Below are 22,943 nucleotides of genomic sequence, written 5' to 3'. Positions count from 1 at the left end.
ACAGCGAAAAGAGCCTTACACCATGAGTATGGAATACGACTACCGCAGCATTGAAGCGGCAGCCCAAGCAGATTGGAATAACAAAGACGTCTACCGCGTCACCGAAGATGCAGTCAATGCAGTAGGCAAGCTGAAGCCTAAGTACTATGCTTGCTCGATGTTGCCTTACCCATCGGGTAAATTGCACATGGGCCATGTGCGCAACTACACCATCAACGATGTGATGGCGCGCCAATTGCGCATGCAGGGCTACAACGTATTGATGCCGATGGGTTGGGATGCCTTTGGTATGCCTGCTGAAAACGCTGCAATCCAGAACAAAGTACCGCCGGCTGAGTGGACCTACCAAAACATTGCGTACATGAAAAAGCAAATGGCTGCGATGGGCCTAGCGATTGATTGGTCCCGCGAAATTGCTACTTGCAAACCGGATTACTATCGTTGGAACCAGTGGCTCTTTTTAAAGATGCTGGAAAAGGGCGTGGCGTACCGCAAAACCCAGGTCGTCAATTGGGATCCGGTCGATCAAACCGTATTGGCGAACGAGCAAGTCATTGAAGGGCGCGGTTGGCGCTCAGGTGCTTTAGTCGAGAAGCGCGAGATCCCCGGTTACTACTTAAACATCACTGCCTACGCAGAACAACTGCTGACGGGTCTGGATGATTTGGGCTGGCCCGAGCGCGTGAAAACCATGCAGCAAAACTGGATTGGTAAAAGCCGCGGCGTGCGCTTTGCCTTTGACCATGCGATCAAGAATAGCGCTGGTGAGCTGATTCAGGATGGCAAGTTGTATGTGTTTACCACGCGTGCCGATACGATTATGGGCGTGACCTTTTGCGCAGTAGCAGCTGAGCACCCCCTGGCGACACAAGCAGCGCAGAGCAATCCTGAGCTTGCTCGTTTCATTGAAAAATGCAAAACCGGCAGCGTGATCGAAGCTGACCTGGCTACCCAAGAAAAAGAAGGGATGTTTACGGGTCTATATGTGACCCACCCCTTAAACAAAGAGCCTGTCCCCTTGTGGGTTGGTAACTATGTGTTGATGAGTTATGGTGATGGCGCTGTGATGGGTGTGCCTGCCCACGACGAGCGGGACTTTGCCTTTGCCCTCAAATACCATCTGCCGATTAAACAGGTGATTGCACTCGCCGGCGAGTCGCCCATGTTCAACCCCACACAGTGGGATGCCTGGTATGCCCAAAAAGAGAATGCGCAGTGCATCAATAGCGGTAAGTATGACGGTCTCTCAGTGAGTGATGCCGTCACTGCTGTCGCTGCTGATTTAGCGGCGCAGGGCGTGGGTGAAATCAAAACTACCTACCGCTTGCGCGATTGGGGTATCTCACGGCAGCGCTATTGGGGTACGCCGATTCCGATTATTCATTGTGGCGATGAGGCCAATCCCGGTTGCGGCGCTGTCCCTGTCCCAGAAACAGACTTACCAGTCGTGTTGCCGGAAGATTGCGTTCCGGATGGCAGTGGCAACCCCCTCAATAAGCGCGCTGATTTTTTAAATGTGGCGTGTCCGAAGTGCGGTAAGCCAGCGCGGCGTGAGACTGACACCATGGATACCTTTGTGGATTCCTCGTGGTATTTCATGCGCTACACCGGCGCAGATGCAAAAACCATGGTCGATCAGCGTAATCAATACTGGATGCCGATGGACCAATACATTGGTGGCATCGAGCATGCAATTTTGCATTTACTCTATGCGCGTTTCTGGACCAAGGTGATGCGTGATTTGGATTTGATTACTTTTGATGAGCCCTTTGCGAATTTACTCACGCAAGGTATGGTTCTCAACGAGACGTACTACAGCGAAGACGCCAGTGGTAAAAAGACCTGGCTTAATCCCCTCGATGTCGAGTTAACGCTAGACGATAAAGGGCGGCCAACGGGCGCCAAACCCAAAGCAGGTTCTGGTATTGAGCTCGGTGGCAACGCCATCACCATTGGCGGCGTTGAAAAAATGTCGAAGAGTAAAAACAACGGCGTTGATCCACAGGCATTGATTGATCAGTATGGCGCCGATACAGCAAGGCTCTTTACGATGTTTGCGGCGCCACCCGAGCAGCAGCTCGAGTGGTCTGGTGCAGGCGTTGAGGGTGCGTCGCGTTTTCTGCGGCGGGTGTGGTCCTACTCGATGAGTCAGGCCGCTGCCATTCGATCAATTGCAGAGTCCAATGCTGCTCTGCCAAGCGATCTGAGTGAGGCAGAGCAAACCCTGCGCCGTGAAGTCCATACGATATTGAAGCAAGCCAATTTTGATTACCAGCGCCGCCAGTACAACACGGTTGTTTCGGCTGCCATGAAAATGCTCAATACCTTAGAGCCAGTCAAGTTGAGTGAAGGCAAGAATGGTGGGCAAGCGGTTCGTCCAGCAGTCTTGCGTGAATGCATCGGCATCTTGCTACGCATGCTCTATCCAGTGGTGCCGCACCTGACGCACCGTTTGTGGATCGAGATGGGTTACAGCAATCAGGATGGACTGATTTTGGATGCACCTTGGCCGATAGTCGATGAAGCTGCCTTGGTGAAAACGGAGATTGATTTGGTATTGCAGGTCAATGGCAAATTGCGTGGCGCAATCACTGTCGCAGCCGATGCGAGTAAAGAGGCAATTGAGGCTGCTGCACTGCAAAGCGAAATTGCCCTGAAGGCCTTAAATGGGGGGTCACCCAAAAAAGTGATTGTGGTTCCAGGCCGCTTAGTTAATATTGTTGTTTAAGGAAATAGAGGCGCCATCATCAACTCCAACATCAGCGATCCTGTAGTGAGCTCTAGCGCCAAGGGCAAGAGTCAAGGCCCAAGCTTGGACCGCAGAGCTTGGCTTGGGGCTTTGATTGCCTTGCCGACCCTCTTCACCACGGCCTGCGGCTTTAAGTTGCGCGGCTCGGTATCAATTCCGTACAAGGTGATTGCGATTACAGGCGTTCCGTCGCCACTACTCCGATCCGATTTAGAGATGATTATCTTGACGGGCAGTGACTCTAAAGTTGCCAATAATGCCAAAGATGCTGATCTGATTTTAGAGATCATTAGCGAAGTCAATAGCCGTGAGATTTTGGCCTACAACGCTGCAGGTCAGATTTCCGCCTATCGATTGAACTCGCGTGTCGCGTTTCAGGCGATCGATCAAAATGGCGTGGACGTCGTTCCTGAGTCGGAAATTTACGTTACTCGCGATATGGATTTCTCGGTCTCCACCGTACTGGCAACCGATGTGCAACAGCAGCAGTTTACGAATGCGATGCGCATGGATTTATCCCTGCAGATTTTGCGCCGCATATCTGCTGCTGCCAAACCGAGAGCGCCTGCGCCCACCGGCGCTAAGCCTGTCATGGGTAAGCCCTAAGCATGGGTTTACTGCTTAAATGATGACGAGCGATGCGCTGCAAGCGCACATTAGCGGAGTTAAATCCAGTCTAGCGCTCTCTCCGGTATATGTCTTTAGTGGGGATGAGCCCTTACTGATGATGGAGGCCATGGATCAATTGCGCTCTGTCGCCCGAAAGCTCGGGTATACCGAGCGCGAGGTATTGATGCATGAACGCTATTTTGATTGGTCATCCTTACTCTCTGCTGGGCAAACCATGTCCTTGTTTGGTGATAAGCGCTGGTTAGAGTTACGCATTCCCTCGGGTAAGCCGGGACGGGATGGTGCAGAAGCGCTCAAGCAATTTGCTGCGCAAATGGAGTCTCAGTCACCTGGCCATGATGGCCCCGATACGATCGTCTGCATTGTGTTGCCCAGGTTAGACAGCAAAACTAAGACTTCAGCCTGGTTTAGTGCACTAGAGGATGTCTCGATTGCAGTACAGATTGACTCGATTGATCGCAGTCATTTGCCGATGTGGATAGCGCAGCGTTTAAAAAAACAAGGCCAGTCTGTAGAGTCTGGCACTGCCGGTCAAGAAGCGCTAGAGTTTATTGCCAATCAAGTCGAAGGCAATCTGATTGCCGCTCATCAAGAGATTCAAAAACTCGGCTTGCTCTATCCCCAGGGCGCTTTGACGGAAGCACAAATCCGCGAGTCGATTCTCAAGGTAGCACGCTACGATGTATTTCAATTAACTGAATCCATCTTGGCCGGTGATTTAGCCCGTTTAAACCGCATGCTGGATGGCCTCAAAGGGGAGGGTGAGCCTTTACCCCTCATTCTATGGAGCGTGACCGAGGAGCTTCGGATACTATCGAAGTTACAGGCTGCGAGTCAGCGTGGTGAGTCAGTGCAGCAGTTGATGCGTGCGAATCGCATCTGGGGCAATAAGGAAAAGCTATACCCTGGAGCCCTGCGCCGCGTAAATCCCATCAAACTGCGGCGCGCAATGCAGGTGGCAGCCGGTTTAGATCGGCAGGCTAAAGGCTTATCTGCAGCAGACTTGCCAGCGGATCCGTGGGATGGCTTACGCTTAGTAGGCAGTTTGTTGCGATAAATAGACCAAATGAATACAGTGGCAGAGTAAATATGAGTACTTCAATTACCGAGATGATGCAGGCAGTAGGCAAAGAGGCGAGGCAGGCTTCGCGGGCGATGGCGCGCGCTAATACCGAGCAAAAGAATCAAGCCCTCACCCACATCGCGCGCTTAGTGCGCGAACAGGCCTCACGCATCTTAGAAACCAATGCAGTCGATGTGGGGCGCGCCAAAAAAGGCGGGCACGATGCAGCCTTTATTGATCGTCTGACCATGACAGCCAAAACGGTTGAGTCGATGGCCTTGGGTTTAGAGCAAATTGTCAGCTTGGAAGATCCGATTGGCAAAATCAGCCCGCTCAAACGCCAAGCTTCTGGAATTGAACTCGGGCAAATGCGCGTGCCGCTGGGTGTCATTGGCATCATTTATGAATCCCGTCCCAACGTCACGATTGATGCAGCCGCTTTGTGTCTGAAGTCGGGTAACGCTGTGATTTTGCGCGGTGGCTCCGAAGCGATTGATTCCAATACGCTCTTGGCAGGATTAATTCAGCAGGGTTTGGCTGCGGCGAACTTGCCCGCCAATGCAGTACAAGTAGTCAGCACCACAGACCGTGCCGCCGTGGGCGAGATGATCACCATGACCGAGTACATCGATGTGATCGTGCCGCGCGGAGGTAAGAGCTTAATTGCGCGCCTGATGGCCGATGCTCGGGTACCCATGATTAAACACCTCGATGGCATTTGCCATACCTTTATCGACCGTGATGCCGATCTTGATTTAGCGATTACGGTTTGCGATAACGCGAAAACGCAGCGTTATGCGCCGTGCAATGCGATGGAAACCTTACTGGTTCATGAGGCGGTTGCTAGTGCCGTATTGCCCCGCCTGTGCAAAATCTACCAAGACAAGGGCGTTGAGCTGCGGGTGGATAACAAAACCCGTACCACGCTTGAGTCAGCTGGCTTTACAGGCTTGGTCGATGCAACAGAAGAGGACTGGACAACCGAATACCTGGCACCGATTTTGTCGATTAAGACCGTTGAATCGCTGGATGAAGCGATGGATCACATTGAGCGCTATGGCAGCAAGCATACGGATGCCATTATCACGACCAATACAGGGACGGCAGACCGCTTCTTGCGTGAGGTCGATAGTGCCAGCGTCATGGTCAATACCAGTACCCGTTTTGCGGATGGCTTTGAGTATGGTCTGGGCGCAGAGATTGGGATCTCCAATGACAAGCTGCATGCACGTGGCCCGGTTGGTCTCGATGGCTTGACCTCACTGAAGTACATTGTGATGGGTCATGGGGAAATTAGAACCTAATTAAATCGGTATAGTAGTTAGCATTGAACTAAGGCAATGCCGCTTTAGTTAACGAACAAAGGGGATAAAAATGGGTGACGCATATCTTTGGACAAAAACATTCCACATTGTTTTAGTCGCTTCCTGGTTTGCCGGCCTCTTTTACTTGCCGCGCATTTTTGTCAATATGGCGCAAGAGACCAATCCTGAAGTCAATGCACGCCTGTTGGGTATGGCTGATCGCCTCTTTCGGTTTATGACCATTTTGATGGTGCCCGCGGTGGTGCTGGGTGTGGTGCTTTGGCTTCACTTTGGTATTGGTCGCGGTGCCGGCTGGATGCACCCCAAATTGCTTTTTGTACTGATCATTTTGGGATACCACCACTCGTGCTACACCTTACTGAAGAAGTTCCGCAAAGGCATTAATAAGCGCAGCCACGTTTGGTTCCGATGGTTTAATGAAGTTCCGGTGGTCTTGCTTGTCATCATCACTGCCATCGTCGTGATTAAGCCCTAAGCAAATCGCTATTTATTCCCCAATATTTTTTTAGGTTTTCTTCATGCGATTTTTTGTGGTGTGTCCCGGCGGATTGGAAACGGTCTTAGCTACTGAGCTGCGGCAGATTGCCGAGCGCCCTGAAGTAAAAGCCCAAGGCGTCTGGGTGATTGACCCAACGCCAACTAGCCCGACGGGCGGCGTTGGTTTGGCTGGCCCTTTATCCGCCGCCATGGCGCTTAATTTGCATTCGCGGATTGCCAGCCGAGTACTCTTGCAAATGGCGGAATCCACCTATCGCCAAGAAGACGACTTGTATCGCTTAGCCCATGGCCTTGCCTGGGAGGAGTGGTTTACACACAAACAAACCTTGCGCGTTGATGTGACTGCGCATCGCTCACCCCTCAAAAGTTTGAACTTTGCGACTTTAAAAATCAAAGACGCCATTGTCGATCGCTTGCGAGAAGTGTCGGGTGATCGTCCCTCGATCGATACGGCCTTTCCGGATGTGCGCGTGCAAGCGCACTTAACTGCTACCCACGTATCGATCTATTTGGATACCTCGGGCGAGGCTCTGTTTAAGCGCGGCTGGCGCGATGAAAAGGGCGATGCCCCTTTAAAAGAAAATCTGGCTGCGGGTATTCTGGCGATCACGGGTTGGCAGCCGAAGCAGCCTTTGTTTGATCCAATGTGCGGTAGTGGCACTTTTTTAATTGAGGCAGCGCAGATCGCTATGGGTATTCCATCGGGAGCGATTCGGGCGGGTTTGTATGATGAGGCTGGCAAAGAATCAGTACCCACACGCTTGGCATATCGCCCGTTGGTTACCTCGGTACATGGCTTTGGTTTTTTACGTTTAAAGCCATACGTCGTTGGTGCTGAACAGAAAAAATGGCAAGCCCTAAAGGATGCCGTCCTCGCAGAAATTCTCGAGCGGCGTAAGGCTTTCCCGGATGCGCAGTCACTACACATCAGCGGCAGCGACATTAATGAAAAACTGGTCTCGATGACCAAATCCAACTGGCAGCGCGCGCAGCTACCGGGTTTGCCAGTGGTACGCCAGGTTGATGCCTTAGCAGCTAAGCCGCCAGTGACTGCCGGTGATGTGTCTGGGGCAAATAACTTACCAGGATTGGCTTTACTCAATCCGCCCTATGGACAACGCCTTGGCATTAAGGGTGGTCGTGGCGATGATCGCGATCAGGCTCAGGGCCGCTACGACGATGAGGGTTATGGTGATGATGTGGATCCGTATAGCCACAATATTGAGACCGGGCGCCAGAGTGCCAAGCGTTCCAGCCGTGAGTCATTAAAGCGCCTGCAGGCCGAAGAAGAAATCGATCCCGCCTTTTTAGAGTTCATGAAGCAATTTGGCCAGCATCTGAAAGATGCCTTTGGCGGCTGGCATATTTTCATTTTGACGGCCGATATGGCATTGCCAGGGCAGTTGCGGATCAAAGAGTCACGACGTACCCCGCTCTTTAATGGCCCACTGGAATGCCGTTTGTTCCGCTTTGAGATGCGCTCCAAAGCGGAGCGATTAAGTTAAGCAACAAAAAACTTATGTCGATTAAAAAAGATGATCGTATTAATGGCTTCATAAATTCTGCTCACCAGAAAGAGGCTGTGCCAGCCCTCGACGTCGGTTTTAATAAGAAAAAAATGCAATTTGAGTCAGACTATAAAGATTGGATAAATGGGCAAAATATGCAATTTGAGTATCAGGGGTTATGGTGTGACGATTCAAGGCTTTGGTAACGGAGTTCGATCCCTCATCCAAATCAGCGAATCTAGTTGTTATTCAGCATTCAGTATTCAGCATTAAAATGAGTAATCTTAAAAATACAGCTGAGCAAAGAAAGATAAAACGCAATGGAACTGAAAACCTATATGTGCCTGATTTGCGGCTGGGTGTATGACGAGGCTGCCGGCTTGCCCGATGAAGGCATCGCACCAGGAACCCTCTGGAAAGATGTGCCCATCAATTGGACCTGTCCCGAGTGCGGCGCGCGCAAAGACGATTTTGAGATGATGGCAATTTAAGTTCTAAAGCAAAATACACCTTAACAAATAAAACGAATGAGAATCACATGGGCTTAAACGAAACCATATTCGAGCGTGCACAAAAAACCATTCCGGGCGGCGTGAACTCCCCTGTACGGGCGTTTCGCCAAGTGGGCGGTGCCCCGCGCTTTATTAAGAAGGCGCTCGGTCCGCACTTTTGGGATATTGAAGACAAGCGCTATGTAGACTTGATCATGTCCTGGGGCCCCATGATTGCGGGTCATGCTAATCCAGAGGTAGTGGAGGCAGTGCAGCGAGCAGCCACCCTGAGTTTTAGTTATGGCGCCCCCACCGTCGGCGAAATTGAATTAGCCGAGCGCATTTGCGCCATTATGCCGAGCGTAGAGCAAATTCGGATGGTATCGAGCGGGACGGAGGCGACGATGAGCGCCCTGCGTTTAGCGCGCGGCTATACCGGACGTGACTTGATTATTAAGTTTGAGGGTTGCTATCACGGCCATGCCGATAGCCTCTTGGTAAAAGCAGGTTCGGGCCTACTCACTTTTGCTGATTCAACTCAAAATGCGCCCTCATCGGGCGGCGTTCCACAGGATTTAGTCAAGCACACCTTAGTACTGCCTTACAACGATACGGCCGCGATTGAAGAAACCTTTCAATTGCACGGCGATCAGATTGCAGCCGTGATCATTGAGCCCATCGCTGGCAATATGAATCTCATTAAAGCCAAGCCCGAATTTTTAGCGGCCATTCGGAAGTTAACGCAGCACCACGGCAGTGTCTTGATTTACGACGAAGTGATGACGGGCTTTCGGGTGGCACTCGGTGGAGCACAAAGCCTGCAGGGTATCACCCCAGACCTGACTTGCCTTGGCAAGGTGATGGGTGGCGGTATGCCGATGGCTGCTTTTGGCGGCAAAAAAGAGATCATGCAGAAGTTGGCACCGATCGGTAACGTTTATCAGGCGGGTACCTTGTCGGGAAATCCAGTTGCCGTTGCAGCCGGCATGAAAACTCTAGAGATCATTTCGCGGGATGGCTTCTTTGATTGTCTTGGCGGTCAAACCAGCAAGCTGATGGCCGGTTTACAGCAAGCAGCCAAGGAGGCAGGTATTCCATTCTCAACTGATAGTGTGGGCGGTATGTTTGGTTTTTACTTTACCGACCAAGTCCCCACCTCATTTGATGCGGTAACCAAGAGCAATATTGATGTGTTTAAGGTGTTCTTTCATGCGATGCTGGATGAAGGTGTCTACTTGGCTCCATCTGCCTATGAGGCTGGCTTTACGTCGATCGCGCATGACAATGCGGTGCTCGATGAGATTATCACTGCATCGAAAAAAGCCTTTGTGCGCTTGAAGTAAATTGCTCGAAGTAAATCCCTTGGGTGAGTGGAGTAGCCTTGATCCCTCAATCTCCTATTTTTGTTCGTTAAAACGATCATTATCGTATTAGTGAGTTTTTTAAAGTACTTTATTGCTTAAATCGGATTATTGATTTAGAATGCTTGTTAAATCAAGCAATATCTATTTAAAGATCGATTTAAAGTACATGAAAGTCAATCAAACCGCAGTTTTAAGCCCCACTCTATTGGCTGATTCTGAGCAACTTGGGCAGCGCATTGCGCGCTTGCGCACAGCCCGGCGCATGAAGCAATTTGAGGCAGCCCTGCGCGCGGGCTTATCCAGAAATACTGCTTACCGGATTGAGCATGGCGACCCCGGTGTCGCCATGGGCCAAATTCTGCGCTACCTTGATGCGATTGCGCCCGGCTGTAACCTAAAGCAGCTCTTAAACGAAAGCGACCCCGCCTTAATTAGCCAGCACTTGCGTGAAAAAACCCAGCGGGTACGCGGCATGACTGCTGCGGAGTTAAAAGAGTTGGAGTTTTAAGGGTGGCACTTAAAAATGAAAAGCTAGTGGTGTTTGCTAACCTGGAGCACGAATGGGTACCGTGCGGCCAGTTAACGCTGGAAGAGCAAGGCCCCCAATTAGTGGCATCGCAGTTTGCCTATGGAGTTAACTACTTGAAGCGCGCTAATGCACTCGAAGTAGATCCAGTTAGTCTATCGATTGCAAACCGCGCCGCAGTAAGCGGTCAACTATTACTACCCACCGCGTCATTACCTTTTTTTGGTGGCATCCGAGATTGCGCTCCGGATGCGTGGGGTAGGCGTGTAATCGAGGCGAAACGAAAGGTGCCCCCCAATAGCTTGCCAGAATCAGATTATTTGCTGGACGCAGGTAGCGAGCGCATTGGGGCTCTGGACATTCGTCGCCAAATGACGGACGCGCCAAGTGCTGGCGTGAGTGCAGTGCATGATCTTGCGTACCTGATGGAGGCTGCTGATCGTATTCAGGAGGGCTTAGCAATACCAGAGCGTCTTGAGGCCATCTTCTTGGTTGGATCTGGCTTGGGCGGAGCCCGACCAAAAGCGTCTATTCGCGATGTGGATGGTGTTTTGTGGATTGCTAAATTTAGTAATCCCAATGATGCGTTTGATATCCCAGAAATCGAGTGCGCAACTTTATTGCTAGCGCAAAAAGCGGGTTTACACGTGCCGCCGGTTAAAACAATAATGCTGGGTGATCGTCGCATTATGCTGATACGGCGCTTTGATCGCTACTGGGCAAGGGAGGGCGAGCAAAACACAACTGATTTTGATGTGTTCGATACGGTGGCGGGACACCAAAAAGTAGAGCATCGCATGGGGTTTGTGAGTGGGTTGACCTTGGCTGCTTGCGATGAGATGGATTCTAAAAATAAATCCTATGGTGATCTTGCAGCTGCAATACGCCGCTACTGCCACCCAGGCGTGATACGTAGCGATAGCGAAGAGCTCTTTAAGCGAATGGTTTTTAATATTTTGGTAAGCAACGACGATGACCACCTGCGTAACCACGGTTTTGTATGGGACCCGTGTATTTCAGGATGGCGCCTGAGCCCTTTGTACGATGTTCTGCCACGCGCTTCGATTGCGTCAGAACGATTTTTGCATCTTGCGATTGGCAATCAAGGGCGTTTAGCTACGATTGATAATGCGCTTAGTGCCGCTGGATCGTTTATGCTGCCACAAAAAAAGGCCTGCGAATGCATCAGCGAAGTTTGGCGGGTAACGCGGCAGTGGAAAACCTACTTTGATGAATTTAAAGTTTCAGCAGCAGAAATTGAAAAGATCAGTCCTGCGTTTAGGCACATCGATGACGTATCTTCACCTGCACTACGGGCGCTATTGCCCTAATCAGCCATGGGGGTAGGGTTTCTGTATGCCTTTACATCCGCAAAGGATGGTCGAAGCCTGCTACCTGCACAATGCGGTACTTGTTTGAGCGACTCTTCGTAGCCGAGTCGGGAATTTCAATCGCGGTGAGTTTGCCACCCCAGACGCAGCCGGTATCCAGCCCGCTGACATTGCGTTTCTGAATTAATCCGAGCGTTGACCAGTGCCCAAAAATCACGCGGGTGTTTTCGGTCTTACGCTGCTTCACTTCAAACCAAGGTAAATAGCCTTTTGGACCTGCCTCTAATCCCTCTTTAGTATCAAATTCCATTTGGCCTTTGGGCGTACAAAAACGCAGGCGGGTTAGAGCGTTGGTAATGACGCGCAGACGATCATTTCCTTTTAAGGAGTTACTCCATTTGGTTGGTGTGTTGCCATACATCTCAGCCAAAAAGCGCTTGTACGATGATTTGCGGAGCGCCTTCTCCACTTCATGCGCGTATTCCAGGGTTTGGCTTACGTCCCAATCGGGCAGTACCCCTGCATGAACCAGTAAGGCATGGCCATTGCTCAGCGCCATTGGGCGGTGGCGTAGCCAATCGATCAGTTCTGCGCGGTCTTTGGCTTTTAAGATGCCATCAAGGGTATCGAGTGGGCGCGATCCCCGCAGCCCCGCATCGCGCGCTAAGAGATTGAGATCATGGTTGCCAAGGATGCATTCAGCAATGCCTTGCTCTTGTAGTTTTTTGAGGCGCCGCAATGTCCCTAAGGAATTAGGGCCTCGATTGACGAGGTCGCCCAAGCAAATGAGTTTTGATTTCTTGGGCAGTTTGGCAATCAGTGCATCGAGCTGCACTAAACAGCCTTGCACATCGCCGATAGCGTAAACGGATGACATGGGTGAAGTGTAGTGGATTAAGGGTGAATGGGTATAGCGTTAGTGCTTAAGCTGCTAGGCTATTAAGCCATTTTGCGGCATCGGTAATTGCAATGCCATTTCGGAATTCCTCTTGTCTTAAATTGAAAACAAGCTGCACTGCTTTGGCCTGTGGAAACTGAGTAGCAAACCGAGTTAATGCAGTGTGGGGCTTGGTATCACTTAATTTGCATTCAATCAGATGGCTTAGTTGCTGGTCATTACTGAGAGCAAAATCAACTTCAGCACCATCTTTGGTCCGCACGTAGTGAAGGCCGGCGTCTTGACCAGTGCTATCCCGCAGAAAATCGGTTTGTTTGAGTAGCATGCCGGCAACGGCATTTTCTAAGCGAATACCTGGATCGCCGCGTACCAGTCCCGTGTCAAAAAAATAGACCTTTGGCATCTGCAGCATGGAACGAGCAATGTTGTGGTGCCAGGGCTGGATTGTGAAAACAATAAACAGGGCTTTTAGGATTTCAAGATAGTGTTTTAGAGTAGTGGGGGAGACTGCTAAGTCACGTGCGATGGATGCAAGGGATAGGGGTGATCCAACCCGTTCACGTAACAATTCAATGAAGAGGCGCATCGTTGTAATTTCATGAAGACGCGAGAACTCCAATACATCTTCGCGAATCAGGTCGGTAAAGTATTGCGTGCGCCAGCGATCGGCCTCAATTGCATTTGGAGCCAAACAGGGCTCCGGAAATCCGCCACGCTCTAGCAAATGATCCAGTGCAATCGCTGGACTTACTCCTTCTTGAGTGCACCATTCGTGCACTGAAATAGGATGCAATCTGAATGAAAAATAGCGTCCTGCTAAAGATTCGCCGGATTGCCTAAAGGTGTCCATTTGAGCGCTACCGGTAACGAGCAGCGCTTGACCGGTAGGGCGCGCATCGATGACACCCTTAAGCCACGTTTTCCAGTTGGGCATTTTATGGATTTCATCCATTACCAAGAGATCAGCTGCTGGACTCCAGGATTGTTTTTGTAAAACCATGCGGTCCGCAAGCACATCCCAATTCAGGTGTTGGGCCTGGCTGAACTTGCCCATCAACTGCCGGCTGAGGGTGGTTTTACCCACCTGCCGAGGGCCGGTTAAGACCACAGCCTTACTGGTAAGGTCTTTGAGAACAATCTGGTCGAGATAGCGTTTCATTCGACTATTATGTAGTCACGTGGATAAAAGTCGCGACTTTTGTCCAATTCTATGTAAAAAAGTCGTAGACAAATAGATTATCGGATGCCGTATTGCAGTAGCTCGTAATAAAGTCGCAGGTAAGCATATGGTTGTATTATTAAATATATATTTAAACATATATTATAATTTACCAATACAACAGGAGATGCTATGGAGCGCCTTTTAACCAACTTAACCGCATCGTTAACCGAGTTACGCGAGCCGAATAAGGTAATAGCGAGAGCAGGCAATCAGCCGGTTGCCATCATGAATCGCAATGAGGCGATAGGCTATTTTGTACCGAAGAGCGCCGTTGCCGATGTGGAGATGCTGCCAATATCGAATGCAGAGCTCGACGCCTTCATGCATACCAATTTATCTGAAATCGCCCATGTGTTGGATTACCTGAAAGATAAATAAATGACCCAATTTGCAATTCTTGGGCCATCGCAAGTCATTACTCTGCACGATTACCTGATAGGTCGGCATGAGCTACAGGGTTTATCCAAAGATAAATCACTGGATGCGGTTTTGGAGCGCGTACATAATCGAGTACGTTATGGATTTATTGTCGATGCATACGAATTAGCAGCCTGTTATGCCAGCTTTATTGCAAAGGGGCATTGTTTTAATGAGGCCTATAAGCGAACCGCTGCAGCAACATTATTCTTTGTGCTAAAGGCAAACCAAATTGAAATTCAGTTTAAGGGACATGCGCTTGGCGAGTGGATCGTTGCCATTGTCAATAATGAAAAGACAGAAACAGAACTTGCAGTCTGGCTAAGGCAAGCACATGCAGAGAAAAAATAAGGAACGTGACCTTTTGGGTAAAGAAGTAAGCGAACGAACAAACTTATATTGAAGTGGCGACTTTTTTCACTACGCTGTACCGCACCAAGGTTTCTTTACGGGCTTCGTCGTGATTGACGATCGGCAAGGGGTAATCGCGGCCGAGCAAAATACCCGCGGCTTCTAATTCAATGTGACCCGCTTCCCATGGGGCATGAATCGATTTATCCGAGAGCTTTTCTAAAGCAGGGATATAGCGACGAATGAACTTGCCTTGCGGATCAAAGCGCTGCGATTGGGTAGTGGGATTAAAGATGCGGAAGTAAGGCTGGGCATCGCAGCCAGAAGAAGAGGCCCACTGCCAGCCCCCATTGTTCGATGAGAATTCAAAGTCATTGAGGTGCTTTGCAAAGTAGGCTTCGCCCCAGCGCCAATCGATGCCCAAGTCTTTGGTTAAGAAGCTGGCCACAATCATGCGCAGGCGGTTGTGCATATAGCCGCTTTGATTGAGTTGATGCATAGCGGCATCAACCAAGGGGTAGCCAGTCTTGCCATCACACCAGGCCGCAAAGCGTTTCTTAGCAGTGGCGCCACTCTCCCAAACAATGCCATCGTAGTCGGGCTTAAATGCTGCGCCGCTAGCAAGGCGCGGGTGATTGGCCAAAATCATGAAATAAAAGTCACGCCAAATGAGTTCGCTGAGCCAGATGGTGGCGCCCATGCTGCCAGCCAGCATCCGCCGGTGCGCCTCGCGTACCAAACCCCGAATCGAGAGCATGCCAAAGCGCAGGTGGGTTGATAAATAACTCACGCCCTTGATCGCTGGAAAATCCCGTCCAATTTGGTATTGATCGATGCGTTTTAAGAAGTCTTCTAAAAAAGACTCGCCACCATCTGAACCCGGGGGTAGGTAGCTTTCAATACCGGTTGCGCAAAAGCCCATCGACTCCAGTGACGGAATGCCTAAATCCAGTTTTTTGGGAATGGTTGCAAATTGCCCTGGCCTTGCCTTGCATGCATGGGGCGCAAGATCACCTTCATCAAGGCGTTTAAGCCAGGCATTTTTATACGGCGTAAACACGGAAAACACCGTAGCCGAGTTGGTCAGCACTTCTTTCTTTTCAAAGATCACTTGGTCTTTGAATGTCTCAAAGACAATGCCATTCTTTTCAAGAGAGGATGCAATCACAGCATCGCGCTCAATTGCGTTCGGTTCGTAGTCGTGATTGACCATCACGCAAGAAACTCCCAGCTCAGTCGCGATTTTGGGGATGCATTCTGTCGGTTTGCCATATCGAACGATGAGGCCGCCCCCTTGCTTGCGTAGGGCGGTATCGATTTGGCTAATGCCTTGCCAAATAAAGTCCACGCGCCGATCGGCCGTAAGGGCGTCGCCCTTACTGTCCTTTAGGAGGTCTAAGATAGTCGTATCAAATACAAACACAACCCAAACCGATTTGCTCGATGAAAGCGCATGGCTCAGTGCAGCATGGTCATACAGGCGTAAATCACGGCGGAGCCAAACCAGGCTTGCGGGATGAGAATGTTGAGAAGTTGGGGTATTCGATAGGGCCATAGCCGCTATCTTAGGGCTTAATCCGAATTGGGGTGAAACTTAAGCAAAGTAGCGGTCTAAGATCCCCAAAATAGCTACCCCTGAAATCAAAATGCCACCAAGCTTGTAAACCAATTTGTGTTCAATCACACTCAGTTGGGTATGAATTCATTGAATGTCGATCCGAAGGGCATTAATTTCATGTTTCACTTCCTGCATTTGGGTTTGCGTCGCATAGTGTTCGTGGTGATCATTCTCGTAAATACTATCTAGGATCGCTTTTGCCTGAGGTTCGGTAAACCCACTGGATTGTAATTTGTTGATTGCGACGCTACTCGACGGGTCGGCAGTCAAGCTGCCTGTTATATGCCACCCGTGGTTTCGCATTTTTTATGGAATGTTTGATTTTGATGAAAGTGGGAATTACTTACTTTGATGCTAATTTTAGAATAGCTTTTTAAAGAGATAAAATAATAGTTTGTAGGACAGCAGGGTGATTAATGCGTGATGATGGCGACAAGATTGCGTATGGTATTACAGGCCAATGTATGGATGCGCTCCAAAGCTTTCTTATCTTATCCATACTAATAAAATACTAAAAAGATTTATGGTCGAATGTACATTGTTTCGAGAGAGGGTAATTGCGTGACTACTATAAGTGCTGGTAAGGCTAGGATGAGCTTATGCCGCTTGATTGATCGAGTAGCAGAGACGCACGAAATTATCCGAATATCCGGAAAAACGACAAATGCTATTTTAGTTTCTGAAGAAAAGTGGAACGCCATACAGGAAACTCTTTACTTATATGAAAATCCTGAAACACATAAGTCAATTAAGGAATCAATGAATACACCGTTGACGGAGTGTGGGCGTAAACTAAATTGGTAGTTATCCACCCGTATTTGGATTGCCAATTACATTAATGCATAATTTTTTTTTGAAAAAAACAGATAAAAACTTTGCATTGTTAAAGATCTTGCTCGTTTAATAACAGCTTCCGGTAAGACGACAGCCCAAGGAATAGAATGGCTATATGGATAGTATTTTTTTCATTTTCTCCAAGGTAGTGAACATCCTGATTGAGCCCCTCAATTGGCTCATGATTTTGATTGCGCTAGCGCTACTATTTTTGTTGCTGCGCAAGAATCACTTGGTGCGGCGTGTATTGGGCATTGCACTCTGTTTGGGATTCTTCATTGGCTATATGCCGACTTCACAATTTGCGATGCGAATCTTAGAAGATGCAGTGCCACAGACGACACTGACGCCAGAGTTACTGGCTCAAGTGGGCGGTGTTCTGATTTTAGGCGGCGCCATTGAGGGCGGTCCGATTGCACGTGATCGTGGCGAGGTATCGATTTATTCTGCTGCCGAGCGGGTAACAAAAGCATTACAGCTGCTACGCCAACATCCAGAGCTACCCTTTATCTTTAGTGGCTATTCAGGACGCTTACTACCGCAAGGCCTCTCAGAAGCCGATGCGTTTAAACAGTTGCTACAAGAACAAGGTCTCGGCAATCATCCCGGCTATTACGAAGACCAATCGCGCAATACCTACGAGAATATGCTCTATTCCAAAAAAATCATCGATGGGATTGCAGAAAAAGAAGGCGCCCCCGTTAAGCCATGGCTCTTGATCACTTCGGCGCGGCATATGCTACGCTCGATGCAGGTGGCGCATAAACAAGGTCTTGATGTGGTGCCCGTATTGGTCGATTACCAAACCAGCTATTCCAATTCTTGGCATCGCTTTGATTTAGTCGAAGGCGGTGAGCAGTGGAATTGGTTGATTCATGAACTGGTGGGAATAGCCGCTTACTGGATTACCGGTAAAGGGTCATTTTCGGTAAAATGAAATTACATGAGCACCCCCAAGAAAACCTCTGGCATCAAGAGTTCGGCTAATGCAGAAGGCCCAGGTTCGGCCTCGGCTTTTCCAGACGCGCTGCCACAGCCGAGCAGCCAACTGACTAATCAATTTTTACTAGCAATGCCGGGTATGCTGGATGAGCAGTTTGCAGGTTCGGTGGTCTATCTCTTTGAGCACAATGCCAAAGGTGCCATGGGCCTTGTAGTAAATCGCCCAACCGATGTCAATTTATCGACTTTGCTCGATAAAATTGAACTTAAGCTAGAGATTACGCCGTTTGCCGATCAAGCAGTCTATTTTGGCGGCCCAGTGCAAACCGAGCGCGGCTTTGTATTGCATGAAACGTCCCACTTCAGTGCTGTAGATGCGCAAGCCGGCGTTGATGATTTAGCAAATTCAGGCACAAGCTACAGCTCATCGTTAACTGTGCCGGGCGGCCTCACCATGACTACATCGAAAGATGTGCTGGAAGCCGTTGCTAAAGGCAATGGCCCAAAACGGTTCATTATGACCCTAGGTTATGCGGGTTGGGGCGCTGGCCAGCTTGAGGAAGAAATCGCCCTCAATGGCTGGATTAATGCCGAGCTCAGTCGCGCCCAAATGGCCGAGATTATTTTTAATACGCCCGCAGAACAGCGCTACCAGCGCGCCATGAAAGCCTTAGGCTTTGATCCCGCCGATCTATCGGGGCAAGTAGGGCATGCGTGATGCATTCAATGCATCGAAGCGCATAGCCCAGCCAATACAGTAGATAAGCCAACCCTTTTATTTAAAACCAATCATCAAAGCCATTACTGCCCTCGCATTTGATTTTGGTACTCGCCGCATTGGTTTGGCGGTGGGAAATTCGATTACAGGCTCGAGTCAGGCCTTGGCCCCGATTACTGCCGACCAGGATGATGTTCGTTTTGCCCTGATTGCTGCTCAAATTAAAGAATGGGCGCCCGATCAACTGGTGGTGGGCTTACCCTGCCACCCCGATGGCGCAGAACATGCCATGACGGTAAAAGCACGGCGCTTTGGTAATCAGCTGCATGGGCGTTTTAGCCTGCCCATTGCTTGGGTAGACGAGCGTTACACCTCTGCCGTACTTGAAAGCGATCCCAGCTTTAAGAAAAGCCAAGTGAGCAAAAAAGATGGCGGACTTGACTCCGAGTCAGCCAGATTGATTTTGGAGCAATATTTTTTAGAGCGTTTATCAAGCAAGTAATTGCCTTGTAAAAATAGCCGAGTAAATAGAATTTACAAAATAATGAGCTATAAAACCAGTGTAGCTAATTTAGCCAATACATCGTCCATCACATTGGTCGAAACACGCTCGAGTTTTTTTGCTTTTCGCGCCACTAAGTCAAGCACCCTTGGCTGATCACAGCGAACGACGCCCACTGTTTTGGTTCCGATTAGATCTACTGTAAATCCAGCCACCCTAGCAAAATTACAACCCGTAGTGATAGGCACCACAAGAGGTGTCTTGGTTAGTTTATTAAAAGGTTCTGGTGATATCACCAGTACAGGGCGAACTCCCTTTTGCTCATGACCAGAAGTGGGATCCAGAGAAACTAAATAAATATCGCCTCGATTCATTACAAAATCTCATTGCCTACTGGAGTAAGTTCTAGCCACTGCTTATCCTCTTTAGGCATTTTTGCTTTTGCATCGCATTTTGCTAATAAATCGACCAATTGATACTTAGGCTTGGTGATGGGCTTTACCACCAGTTGGCCCTCTAGGAGTGCAACATCAACCATTGATCCCGAGGCAATCTTTAGCTCCTTTAAAAATACCGGAGGTAAGGCAATCATTACGGATCCACCTACTTTTCTTAAATTGGTTTGCATTGCTGACTCCTATTAGTTATATGTAAATATAACATGTATTTGACTCCGTTGCAATTTATTATATAAATATATAACTAGACAAACCAATTGGATATTTCACCAAAGCGTGAAAAAGGATTGCGGCTTCGATTCCGAATCGGCCAGATTGATTTTGGAGCAGTATTTTTGGGGCGTTTGCTTGGGAAATGAGGGTTAGCGATCTAGACCTAGCGCTTTCCTTACTTGGCTAGAGCTCAGTACCTTTTCACTACCATTGCGCACGCGCTCCAAGGTTGCATTGGCTAGGTAAACGTCTTCAAGGTCATCAAGCCCATTCTGAATGAATTCGCGTAGGAAGTCAGACTTCGCCTTTCCTGTATTAGCGACAAGATGATCCAGCCTTTGCTCAATCTCAGGATCTAGTTGAATAGAAATAGCTATGATTTTTCTCTTTATTCTGAGATCAGTTTATTGTGTATCGAGGCAGTTCCATGCTTCACGGTAATAAGAGCAAACACACCCTAGGCAATGCAGCAATTTACTAATTTTCATGGGTGCGGTTTGAATAAAGCCCTCATCAACCCAAACCTTAAAATTACTATCAGGTACTGCATTTCCTTGTTTTAGATAATGCTATGTCCTGAAGGCGGCGCCCAAGCACATCATCCTTAGCAAGTAAATTGAAGTCGTCTTGGAGTTGAAGGGCCGCCATGATTCTGAGGTAGGTTCCGAGTGTGACCGCAGGAAAGCCTTTTTCTGCCCGGTGCAATGTCATTCGAGAAATAGACGAGCGTGCAGCTAAGGTATCTGCTGAAATGCCGCGGCGCAGTCGGGCAAGCTTAATTCGCTCACCTAAATTGACGAGAATTTTTTGTTCAGATGGATAGATAGGTTGAGCTTTGCTAGGCATGTATTACATTATATGTAAATAACACTTACTTTGTCTATAATGTAATACAAATATGGAAAAACGGTTGTTATAAAAGCAAAGACTATGTTGCTGAACGCCTGAAATAGGTGGTGCTGAGAACTAAAAATGTATCAGCATAGAAAACACAGTAATTAGTTTGATTTTTTAGTGACGGCAACGACAATAAATTTATAATTAGGCTGAGTGGATTGGGAGAACCCGGTCGGCGCATAAGCCTCGATGAATTTTATCGGGGCTTCTCGCTTTCTAGCGCTCAGGGTATACCTTCAATCCCCAACCAATAAAGTTTTTGCCCTCCTCTCTTCGACCGCCAGCGCAATAAAATTTCGAACGAAAACATCAAAGGCTTTATTACTTCGTTGCTTTGTTACTTTGCCACTTTATTGCGGCCTAAGAACATTTAAACTCACAGGCCGAGCAATCCAATCCGCAAACTGTAGCCCGGCAGTATCAAAACGACTTGAGTTCTCGGTGGTGCTGTATGACTAATTTCACCATATCTTACGGCATGGTTTTTTCGAGGCGCACCATAGTGGGTATTAAATCATCATCGGTGCTACTAAAAAACCCCGTATAAAATCAGGTATGCAATTTAAATGCATATCTGTTAAAATCACACAGATGATTAAGAAATCAAAAAAAATTGAATCTTTGCTTGAGAAAGAAACTTTTAAAATCAAGAAAAATAATGGTGGAGGAATTTTAAGTTTTGAGGTTTGGGGCTATGTGCAAGATGGTAAGACGGTGGTAACGCGGTACAACTTGGCGTACATCAACCCACTGATTTTCCAAAAGGACAATGGCCGGGTGGTAGGATTTGATAATGCGCATAACTACCACCACCGGCACTACATGGGTAAAGTAGCCCCAGTTGAGTACGTGAGTTATGAACAAACGCAAGAGCGATTTCAAAAAGAATGGCAAGAAATAATTAAGGATTTACGGAAGGGTAAGAAATGACAAAAGTAATTATTCGTACAGATAAGGTTGAAGGCTTCTTTGAGCGTGCGCGAAAAGCTGCACAAAAAGCAGATCGCGGTGAGTCGTTTAAAAAGTCAGTCACCTTCTCATTTGAAGATCCCCAAGAGATGTTCATGGTGCTCTCGGAGGCCCGCCGGCGTTTGATGTTAGAGGTAATGGATGGGCCTAAGACGATTACTCAGTTAACCGTTGCCTTACACCGCGAACGTTCTGCTATTACTAAAGATATTGGACTCTTGGAGAAGCTGGGATTACTTGTCTCGCAAAAGCGATCAAATCCGGGTCATGGCGTTGAGAAGTTGGTTAGAACAGTTGCACCAAAAATAGAAATGATTGCAACATTGGGTTAACTTTATATTAGCTGCTCGATAGTACTATTAAGGCAGGCAAATAACGATCAGTTCTTTCATTCTTGCGGACCACATGCATCGCTTGAATAAATCTCTGTCTAGGGATTATCGGAGGGGTAAGCATACGGTGCGGGCTTTTACTCGGCCTACTGAGTTCCTGAGCTAGGCCCTCAAACCCAATTGTTTAATTCACGATGTCTCTGAGTAAGGCCTTCCCAAGCGCACTATCACCCTCAAAAAAAGCGGAGAGCGCCTCCTCAAAGAGAGCTGCAGCAAAAGCAGGATCACGCTTTATGCGTGCCTTGACGGTATCTTTAAAGAACCTAGTTGATGACATTACTAATTTCCTCTTACAAAAACCTATTATTTTTGCTTAGCACTTGAAATAACGAATGCATGGACGTAAACCATATCGTAGGATTGATTAGGTTTGACCTAAATTTTCCACTGGTGATAGCCAAGATAAGTTCACGGATCTTGGCCTGCGGAGCAGTACGGATTTTGATTATGTTCATTCTTTCCGTGCTGTATGCAAAACATCTTCAGCTTCTTTAAAAAAGTCAGCCGTCACTTCCGGCCCATTAAAGAAAAAGTGATCCCACGTATTTTCAATTGGAGTAATTAATCTTTCCTTGCCCCGAATTCGCACCATGACCTGCTTTACCCCAACGGGTAAGACCGCATCTGCAGGTAGGTAAACCGCTTGAATGCGATTATGTGTAAACACCTTAGCAATCACTCTTACCCAGTCTTTGTTAAGGACTTTGTAAGGCTTTGTTTTTCGAAGACCTCAAGCGCCAACGTCTTGAGTTCATCGTCGACAAATCGTCTCAATGCTTCTCGCATTAAAGACTGATAACCAATTTGGTATTTTTCGCCTAACAGTTTGAATGTATCTATCACCTCTTTATCCAATCGAATAGAGATCATTTGCAAACCCAGCGCATCATCGATTTGATCGCCGAGCTCTTTGCTGGCTGCTACGGCATATTGCTTATCCCTGCCTAATTTGCCGCTTTCCCAAGGTGTGGGAGTGTTCGCAATGTCTGTTACACACTGTTTGGTACTCATTGGATTCCTTATCAAT

The 22,943-nt window shown here is 48.4% G+C and carries 29 protein-coding genes; 19 read left to right on the top strand and 10 right to left on the bottom strand.

The window, feature by feature from the left end:
* The first annotated feature begins 22 nt into the window (after positions 1-22).
* The 11 genes from leuS to Q8M75_RS09045 all read left to right on the top strand — a co-directional run bounded on the left by leuS (position 23) and on the right by Q8M75_RS09045 (position 11,485).
* Complete coding sequence (gene leuS, locus Q8M75_RS09095; RefSeq protein ID WP_305488721.1) at positions 23-2,728, top strand: leucine--tRNA ligase; 2,706 nt, start codon at positions 23-25, stop codon at positions 2,726-2,728.
* A gap of 45 nt (positions 2,729-2,773) precedes the next feature.
* Complete coding sequence (gene lptE, locus Q8M75_RS09090; protein ID WP_305488719.1) at positions 2,774-3,355, top strand: LPS assembly lipoprotein LptE; 582 nt, start codon at positions 2,774-2,776, stop codon at positions 3,353-3,355.
* A gap of 19 nt (positions 3,356-3,374) precedes the next feature.
* The gene (gene holA, locus Q8M75_RS09085; protein WP_305488716.1) at positions 3,375-4,436 is read left to right on the top strand and encodes a DNA polymerase III subunit delta; all 1,062 of its coding nucleotides are present in this window, start codon (positions 3,375-3,377) and stop codon (positions 4,434-4,436) included.
* A 32-nt stretch (positions 4,437-4,468) separates the two neighbouring features.
* Positions 4,469-5,746 (top strand): glutamate-5-semialdehyde dehydrogenase, encoded by a 1,278-nt coding sequence (locus Q8M75_RS09080; protein WP_305488714.1) that lies wholly within the window; start codon positions 4,469-4,471, stop codon positions 5,744-5,746.
* Positions 5,747-5,816: 70 nt separating this feature from the next.
* Complete coding sequence (locus tag Q8M75_RS09075) at positions 5,817-6,242, top strand: CopD family protein (protein WP_305488712.1); 426 nt, start codon at positions 5,817-5,819, stop codon at positions 6,240-6,242.
* Positions 6,243-6,285: 43 nt separating this feature from the next.
* Positions 6,286-7,770 (top strand): class I SAM-dependent RNA methyltransferase, encoded by a 1,485-nt coding sequence (locus Q8M75_RS09070; RefSeq protein ID WP_305488710.1) that lies wholly within the window; start codon positions 6,286-6,288, stop codon positions 7,768-7,770.
* A 14-nt stretch (positions 7,771-7,784) separates the two neighbouring features.
* A complete protein-coding gene (locus Q8M75_RS09065) occupies positions 7,785-7,979 on the top strand; it encodes a hypothetical protein (RefSeq protein WP_305488708.1) in 195 nt (64 codons plus the stop codon).
* Positions 7,980-8,093: 114 nt separating this feature from the next.
* Positions 8,094-8,264 (top strand): rubredoxin, encoded by a 171-nt coding sequence (locus Q8M75_RS09060; protein WP_305488706.1) that lies wholly within the window; start codon positions 8,094-8,096, stop codon positions 8,262-8,264.
* 47 nt (positions 8,265-8,311) lie between these two features.
* Positions 8,312-9,607 (top strand): glutamate-1-semialdehyde 2,1-aminomutase, encoded by a 1,296-nt coding sequence (hemL, locus tag Q8M75_RS09055; RefSeq protein WP_305488703.1) that lies wholly within the window; start codon positions 8,312-8,314, stop codon positions 9,605-9,607.
* Between the two features lie 187 nt (positions 9,608-9,794).
* Positions 9,795-10,136, top strand: a complete 342-nt coding sequence (locus tag Q8M75_RS09050) for a helix-turn-helix domain-containing protein (protein ID WP_305488700.1) — start codon at positions 9,795-9,797, stop codon at positions 10,134-10,136.
* 2 nt (positions 10,137-10,138) lie between these two features.
* The gene (locus Q8M75_RS09045) at positions 10,139-11,485 is read left to right on the top strand and encodes a type II toxin-antitoxin system HipA family toxin (protein WP_305488699.1); all 1,347 of its coding nucleotides are present in this window, start codon (positions 10,139-10,141) and stop codon (positions 11,483-11,485) included.
* A gap of 31 nt (positions 11,486-11,516) precedes the next feature.
* On the opposite strand, the gene Q8M75_RS09040 is transcribed toward Q8M75_RS09045, so the two are convergent.
* Both Q8M75_RS09040 and Q8M75_RS09035 read right to left on the bottom strand, forming a co-directional pair.
* Positions 11,517-12,362, bottom strand: a complete 846-nt coding sequence (locus Q8M75_RS09040) for a symmetrical bis(5'-nucleosyl)-tetraphosphatase (RefSeq protein WP_305488697.1) — start codon at positions 12,360-12,362, stop codon at positions 11,517-11,519.
* Positions 12,363-12,408: 46 nt separating this feature from the next.
* Positions 12,409-13,542, bottom strand: coding sequence for an ATP-binding protein (locus tag Q8M75_RS09035; RefSeq protein WP_305488694.1), 1,134 nt, complete (start codon positions 13,540-13,542; stop codon positions 12,409-12,411).
* Between the two features lie 192 nt (positions 13,543-13,734).
* On the opposite strand from Q8M75_RS09035, the gene Q8M75_RS09030 reads away from it, so the two are divergent.
* Together Q8M75_RS09030 and Q8M75_RS09025 are read left to right on the top strand one after the other, a co-directional pair.
* A complete protein-coding gene (locus Q8M75_RS09030; RefSeq protein ID WP_305488691.1) occupies positions 13,735-13,983 on the top strand; it encodes a hypothetical protein in 249 nt (82 codons plus the stop codon).
* Positions 13,984-14,373 carry a type II toxin-antitoxin system death-on-curing family toxin gene (locus Q8M75_RS09025; protein ID WP_305488688.1) on the top strand — a complete coding sequence of 130 codons (390 nt, stop codon included), beginning with the start codon at positions 13,984-13,986 and terminating at the stop codon, positions 14,371-14,373.
* A gap of 43 nt (positions 14,374-14,416) precedes the next feature.
* On the opposite strand, the gene Q8M75_RS09020 is transcribed toward Q8M75_RS09025, so the two are convergent.
* Positions 14,417-15,928, bottom strand: a complete 1,512-nt coding sequence (locus Q8M75_RS09020; RefSeq protein WP_305488685.1) for a deoxyribodipyrimidine photo-lyase — start codon at positions 15,926-15,928, stop codon at positions 14,417-14,419.
* A 594-nt stretch (positions 15,929-16,522) separates the two neighbouring features.
* Between Q8M75_RS09020 and Q8M75_RS09015 the strand changes: the two genes are divergently transcribed.
* From Q8M75_RS09015 to ruvX, 4 genes are all read left to right on the top strand, one after another.
* Positions 16,523-16,795, top strand: a complete 273-nt coding sequence (locus tag Q8M75_RS09015; protein ID WP_305488682.1) for a type II toxin-antitoxin system Phd/YefM family antitoxin — start codon at positions 16,523-16,525, stop codon at positions 16,793-16,795.
* Between the two features lie 145 nt (positions 16,796-16,940).
* A complete protein-coding gene (locus Q8M75_RS09010; RefSeq protein WP_305488680.1) occupies positions 16,941-17,762 on the top strand; it encodes a YdcF family protein in 822 nt (273 codons plus the stop codon).
* 135 nt (positions 17,763-17,897) lie between these two features.
* The gene (locus tag Q8M75_RS09005) at positions 17,898-18,485 is read left to right on the top strand and encodes a YqgE/AlgH family protein (RefSeq protein ID WP_305489104.1); all 588 of its coding nucleotides are present in this window, start codon (positions 17,898-17,900) and stop codon (positions 18,483-18,485) included.
* A gap of 70 nt (positions 18,486-18,555) precedes the next feature.
* Positions 18,556-18,987 (top strand): Holliday junction resolvase RuvX, encoded by a 432-nt coding sequence (gene ruvX / locus Q8M75_RS09000; RefSeq protein ID WP_305489102.1) that lies wholly within the window; start codon positions 18,556-18,558, stop codon positions 18,985-18,987.
* Positions 18,988-19,034: 47 nt separating this feature from the next.
* Here ruvX and Q8M75_RS08995 read toward each other — a convergent pair whose 3' ends face one another.
* From Q8M75_RS08995 to Q8M75_RS08980, 4 genes are all read right to left on the bottom strand, one after another.
* On the bottom strand, positions 19,035-19,361 hold the full coding sequence (locus Q8M75_RS08995) for a type II toxin-antitoxin system PemK/MazF family toxin (protein WP_305488677.1): 327 nt from the start codon (positions 19,359-19,361) through the stop codon (positions 19,035-19,037).
* A complete protein-coding gene (locus tag Q8M75_RS08990) occupies positions 19,361-19,615 on the bottom strand; it encodes an antitoxin (protein ID WP_305488674.1) in 255 nt (84 codons plus the stop codon). The genes Q8M75_RS08995 and Q8M75_RS08990 overlap by 1 nt, the downstream gene beginning before the upstream one ends.
* 192 nt (positions 19,616-19,807) lie before the next feature.
* Positions 19,808-20,023 (bottom strand): CopG family transcriptional regulator, encoded by a 216-nt coding sequence (locus Q8M75_RS08985; RefSeq protein WP_305489101.1) that lies wholly within the window; start codon positions 20,021-20,023, stop codon positions 19,808-19,810.
* Positions 20,024-20,195: 172 nt separating this feature from the next.
* Positions 20,196-20,504, bottom strand: coding sequence for a helix-turn-helix domain-containing protein (locus tag Q8M75_RS08980; protein WP_305488672.1), 309 nt, complete (start codon positions 20,502-20,504; stop codon positions 20,196-20,198).
* 642 nt (positions 20,505-21,146) lie between these two features.
* Here Q8M75_RS08980 and Q8M75_RS08975 point away from each other — a divergent pair.
* Positions 21,147-21,485 (top strand): DUF6516 family protein, encoded by a 339-nt coding sequence (locus Q8M75_RS08975; protein WP_305488671.1) that lies wholly within the window; start codon positions 21,147-21,149, stop codon positions 21,483-21,485.
* Positions 21,482-21,856, top strand: a complete 375-nt coding sequence (locus Q8M75_RS08970; protein ID WP_305488668.1) for a MarR family transcriptional regulator — start codon at positions 21,482-21,484, stop codon at positions 21,854-21,856. Before Q8M75_RS08975 ends, Q8M75_RS08970 begins: the two co-directional genes overlap by 4 nt.
* 184 nt (positions 21,857-22,040) lie before the next feature.
* On the opposite strand, the gene Q8M75_RS08965 is transcribed toward Q8M75_RS08970, so the two are convergent.
* The 3 genes from Q8M75_RS08965 to Q8M75_RS08955 form a co-directional block, all read right to left on the bottom strand.
* Positions 22,041-22,193, bottom strand: a complete 153-nt coding sequence (locus tag Q8M75_RS08965) for a hypothetical protein (RefSeq protein ID WP_305488665.1) — start codon at positions 22,191-22,193, stop codon at positions 22,041-22,043.
* A gap of 174 nt (positions 22,194-22,367) precedes the next feature.
* Positions 22,368-22,583, bottom strand: coding sequence for a type II toxin-antitoxin system VapB family antitoxin (vapB, locus tag Q8M75_RS08960; protein ID WP_305488663.1), 216 nt, complete (start codon positions 22,581-22,583; stop codon positions 22,368-22,370).
* Between the two features lie 14 nt (positions 22,584-22,597).
* A complete protein-coding gene (locus tag Q8M75_RS08955) occupies positions 22,598-22,927 on the bottom strand; it encodes a BrnA antitoxin family protein (protein WP_305488661.1) in 330 nt (109 codons plus the stop codon).
* Positions 22,928-22,943 lie beyond the last annotated feature (16 nt).

This window comes from Polynucleobacter sp. (genome assembly GCF_030693775.1).
Taxonomy (GTDB): Bacteria; Pseudomonadota; Gammaproteobacteria; order Burkholderiales; family Burkholderiaceae; genus Polynucleobacter.
Note: the sequence above shows the minus strand (reverse complement) of the source record. Positions and strands in the feature narration are given on the sequence as shown.

Excerpts from the sequence above, each read along its gene's own strand:
- Q8M75_RS09060 (WP_305488706.1), top strand. The coding sequence starts at position 8,094 with ATGGAACTGAAAACCTATATGTGCCTGATTTGCGGCTGGGTGTATGAC.
- Q8M75_RS09075 (WP_305488712.1), top strand. The coding sequence starts at position 5,817 with ATGGGTGACGCATATCTTTGGACAAAAACATTCCACATTGTTTTAGTC.
- Q8M75_RS09005 (WP_305489104.1), top strand. The coding sequence starts at position 17,898 with ATGCCGGGTATGCTGGATGAGCAGTTTGCAGGTTCGGTGGTCTATCTC.
- Q8M75_RS08955 (WP_305488661.1), bottom strand. The coding sequence starts at position 22,927 with ATGAGTACCAAACAGTGTGTAACAGACATTGCGAACACTCCCACACCT.
- Q8M75_RS09015 (WP_305488682.1), top strand. The coding sequence starts at position 16,523 with ATGTACATTGTTTCGAGAGAGGGTAATTGCGTGACTACTATAAGTGCT.
- Q8M75_RS08990 (WP_305488674.1), bottom strand. The coding sequence starts at position 19,615 with ATGCAAACCAATTTAAGAAAAGTAGGTGGATCCGTAATGATTGCCTTA.
- Q8M75_RS09025 (WP_305488688.1), top strand. The coding sequence starts at position 13,984 with ATGACCCAATTTGCAATTCTTGGGCCATCGCAAGTCATTACTCTGCAC.
- Q8M75_RS08975 (WP_305488671.1), top strand. The coding sequence starts at position 21,147 with ATGATTAAGAAATCAAAAAAAATTGAATCTTTGCTTGAGAAAGAAACT.
- Q8M75_RS09035 (WP_305488694.1), bottom strand. The coding sequence starts at position 13,542 with ATGAAACGCTATCTCGACCAGATTGTTCTCAAAGACCTTACCAGTAAG.
- Q8M75_RS08980 (WP_305488672.1), bottom strand. The coding sequence starts at position 20,504 with ATGCCTAGCAAAGCTCAACCTATCTATCCATCTGAACAAAAAATTCTC.
- leuS (WP_305488721.1), top strand. The coding sequence starts at position 23 with ATGAGTATGGAATACGACTACCGCAGCATTGAAGCGGCAGCCCAAGCA.
- Q8M75_RS09020 (WP_305488685.1), bottom strand. The coding sequence starts at position 15,928 with ATGGCCCTATCGAATACCCCAACTTCTCAACATTCTCATCCCGCAAGC.
- Q8M75_RS09070 (WP_305488710.1), top strand. The coding sequence starts at position 6,286 with ATGCGATTTTTTGTGGTGTGTCCCGGCGGATTGGAAACGGTCTTAGCT.
- Q8M75_RS08995 (WP_305488677.1), bottom strand. The coding sequence starts at position 19,361 with ATGAATCGAGGCGATATTTATTTAGTTTCTCTGGATCCCACTTCTGGT.
- Q8M75_RS09010 (WP_305488680.1), top strand. The coding sequence starts at position 16,941 with ATGGATAGTATTTTTTTCATTTTCTCCAAGGTAGTGAACATCCTGATT.
- Q8M75_RS09040 (WP_305488697.1), bottom strand. The coding sequence starts at position 12,362 with ATGTCATCCGTTTACGCTATCGGCGATGTGCAAGGCTGTTTAGTGCAG.
- Q8M75_RS09050 (WP_305488700.1), top strand. The coding sequence starts at position 9,795 with ATGAAAGTCAATCAAACCGCAGTTTTAAGCCCCACTCTATTGGCTGAT.
- Q8M75_RS08970 (WP_305488668.1), top strand. The coding sequence starts at position 21,482 with ATGACAAAAGTAATTATTCGTACAGATAAGGTTGAAGGCTTCTTTGAG.
- Q8M75_RS08965 (WP_305488665.1), bottom strand. The coding sequence starts at position 22,193 with ATGTCATCAACTAGGTTCTTTAAAGATACCGTCAAGGCACGCATAAAG.
- Q8M75_RS09065 (WP_305488708.1), top strand. The coding sequence starts at position 7,785 with ATGTCGATTAAAAAAGATGATCGTATTAATGGCTTCATAAATTCTGCT.
- Q8M75_RS09080 (WP_305488714.1), top strand. The coding sequence starts at position 4,469 with ATGAGTACTTCAATTACCGAGATGATGCAGGCAGTAGGCAAAGAGGCG.
- hemL (WP_305488703.1), top strand. The coding sequence starts at position 8,312 with ATGGGCTTAAACGAAACCATATTCGAGCGTGCACAAAAAACCATTCCG.
- Q8M75_RS09030 (WP_305488691.1), top strand. The coding sequence starts at position 13,735 with ATGGAGCGCCTTTTAACCAACTTAACCGCATCGTTAACCGAGTTACGC.
- holA (WP_305488716.1), top strand. The coding sequence starts at position 3,375 with ATGATGACGAGCGATGCGCTGCAAGCGCACATTAGCGGAGTTAAATCC.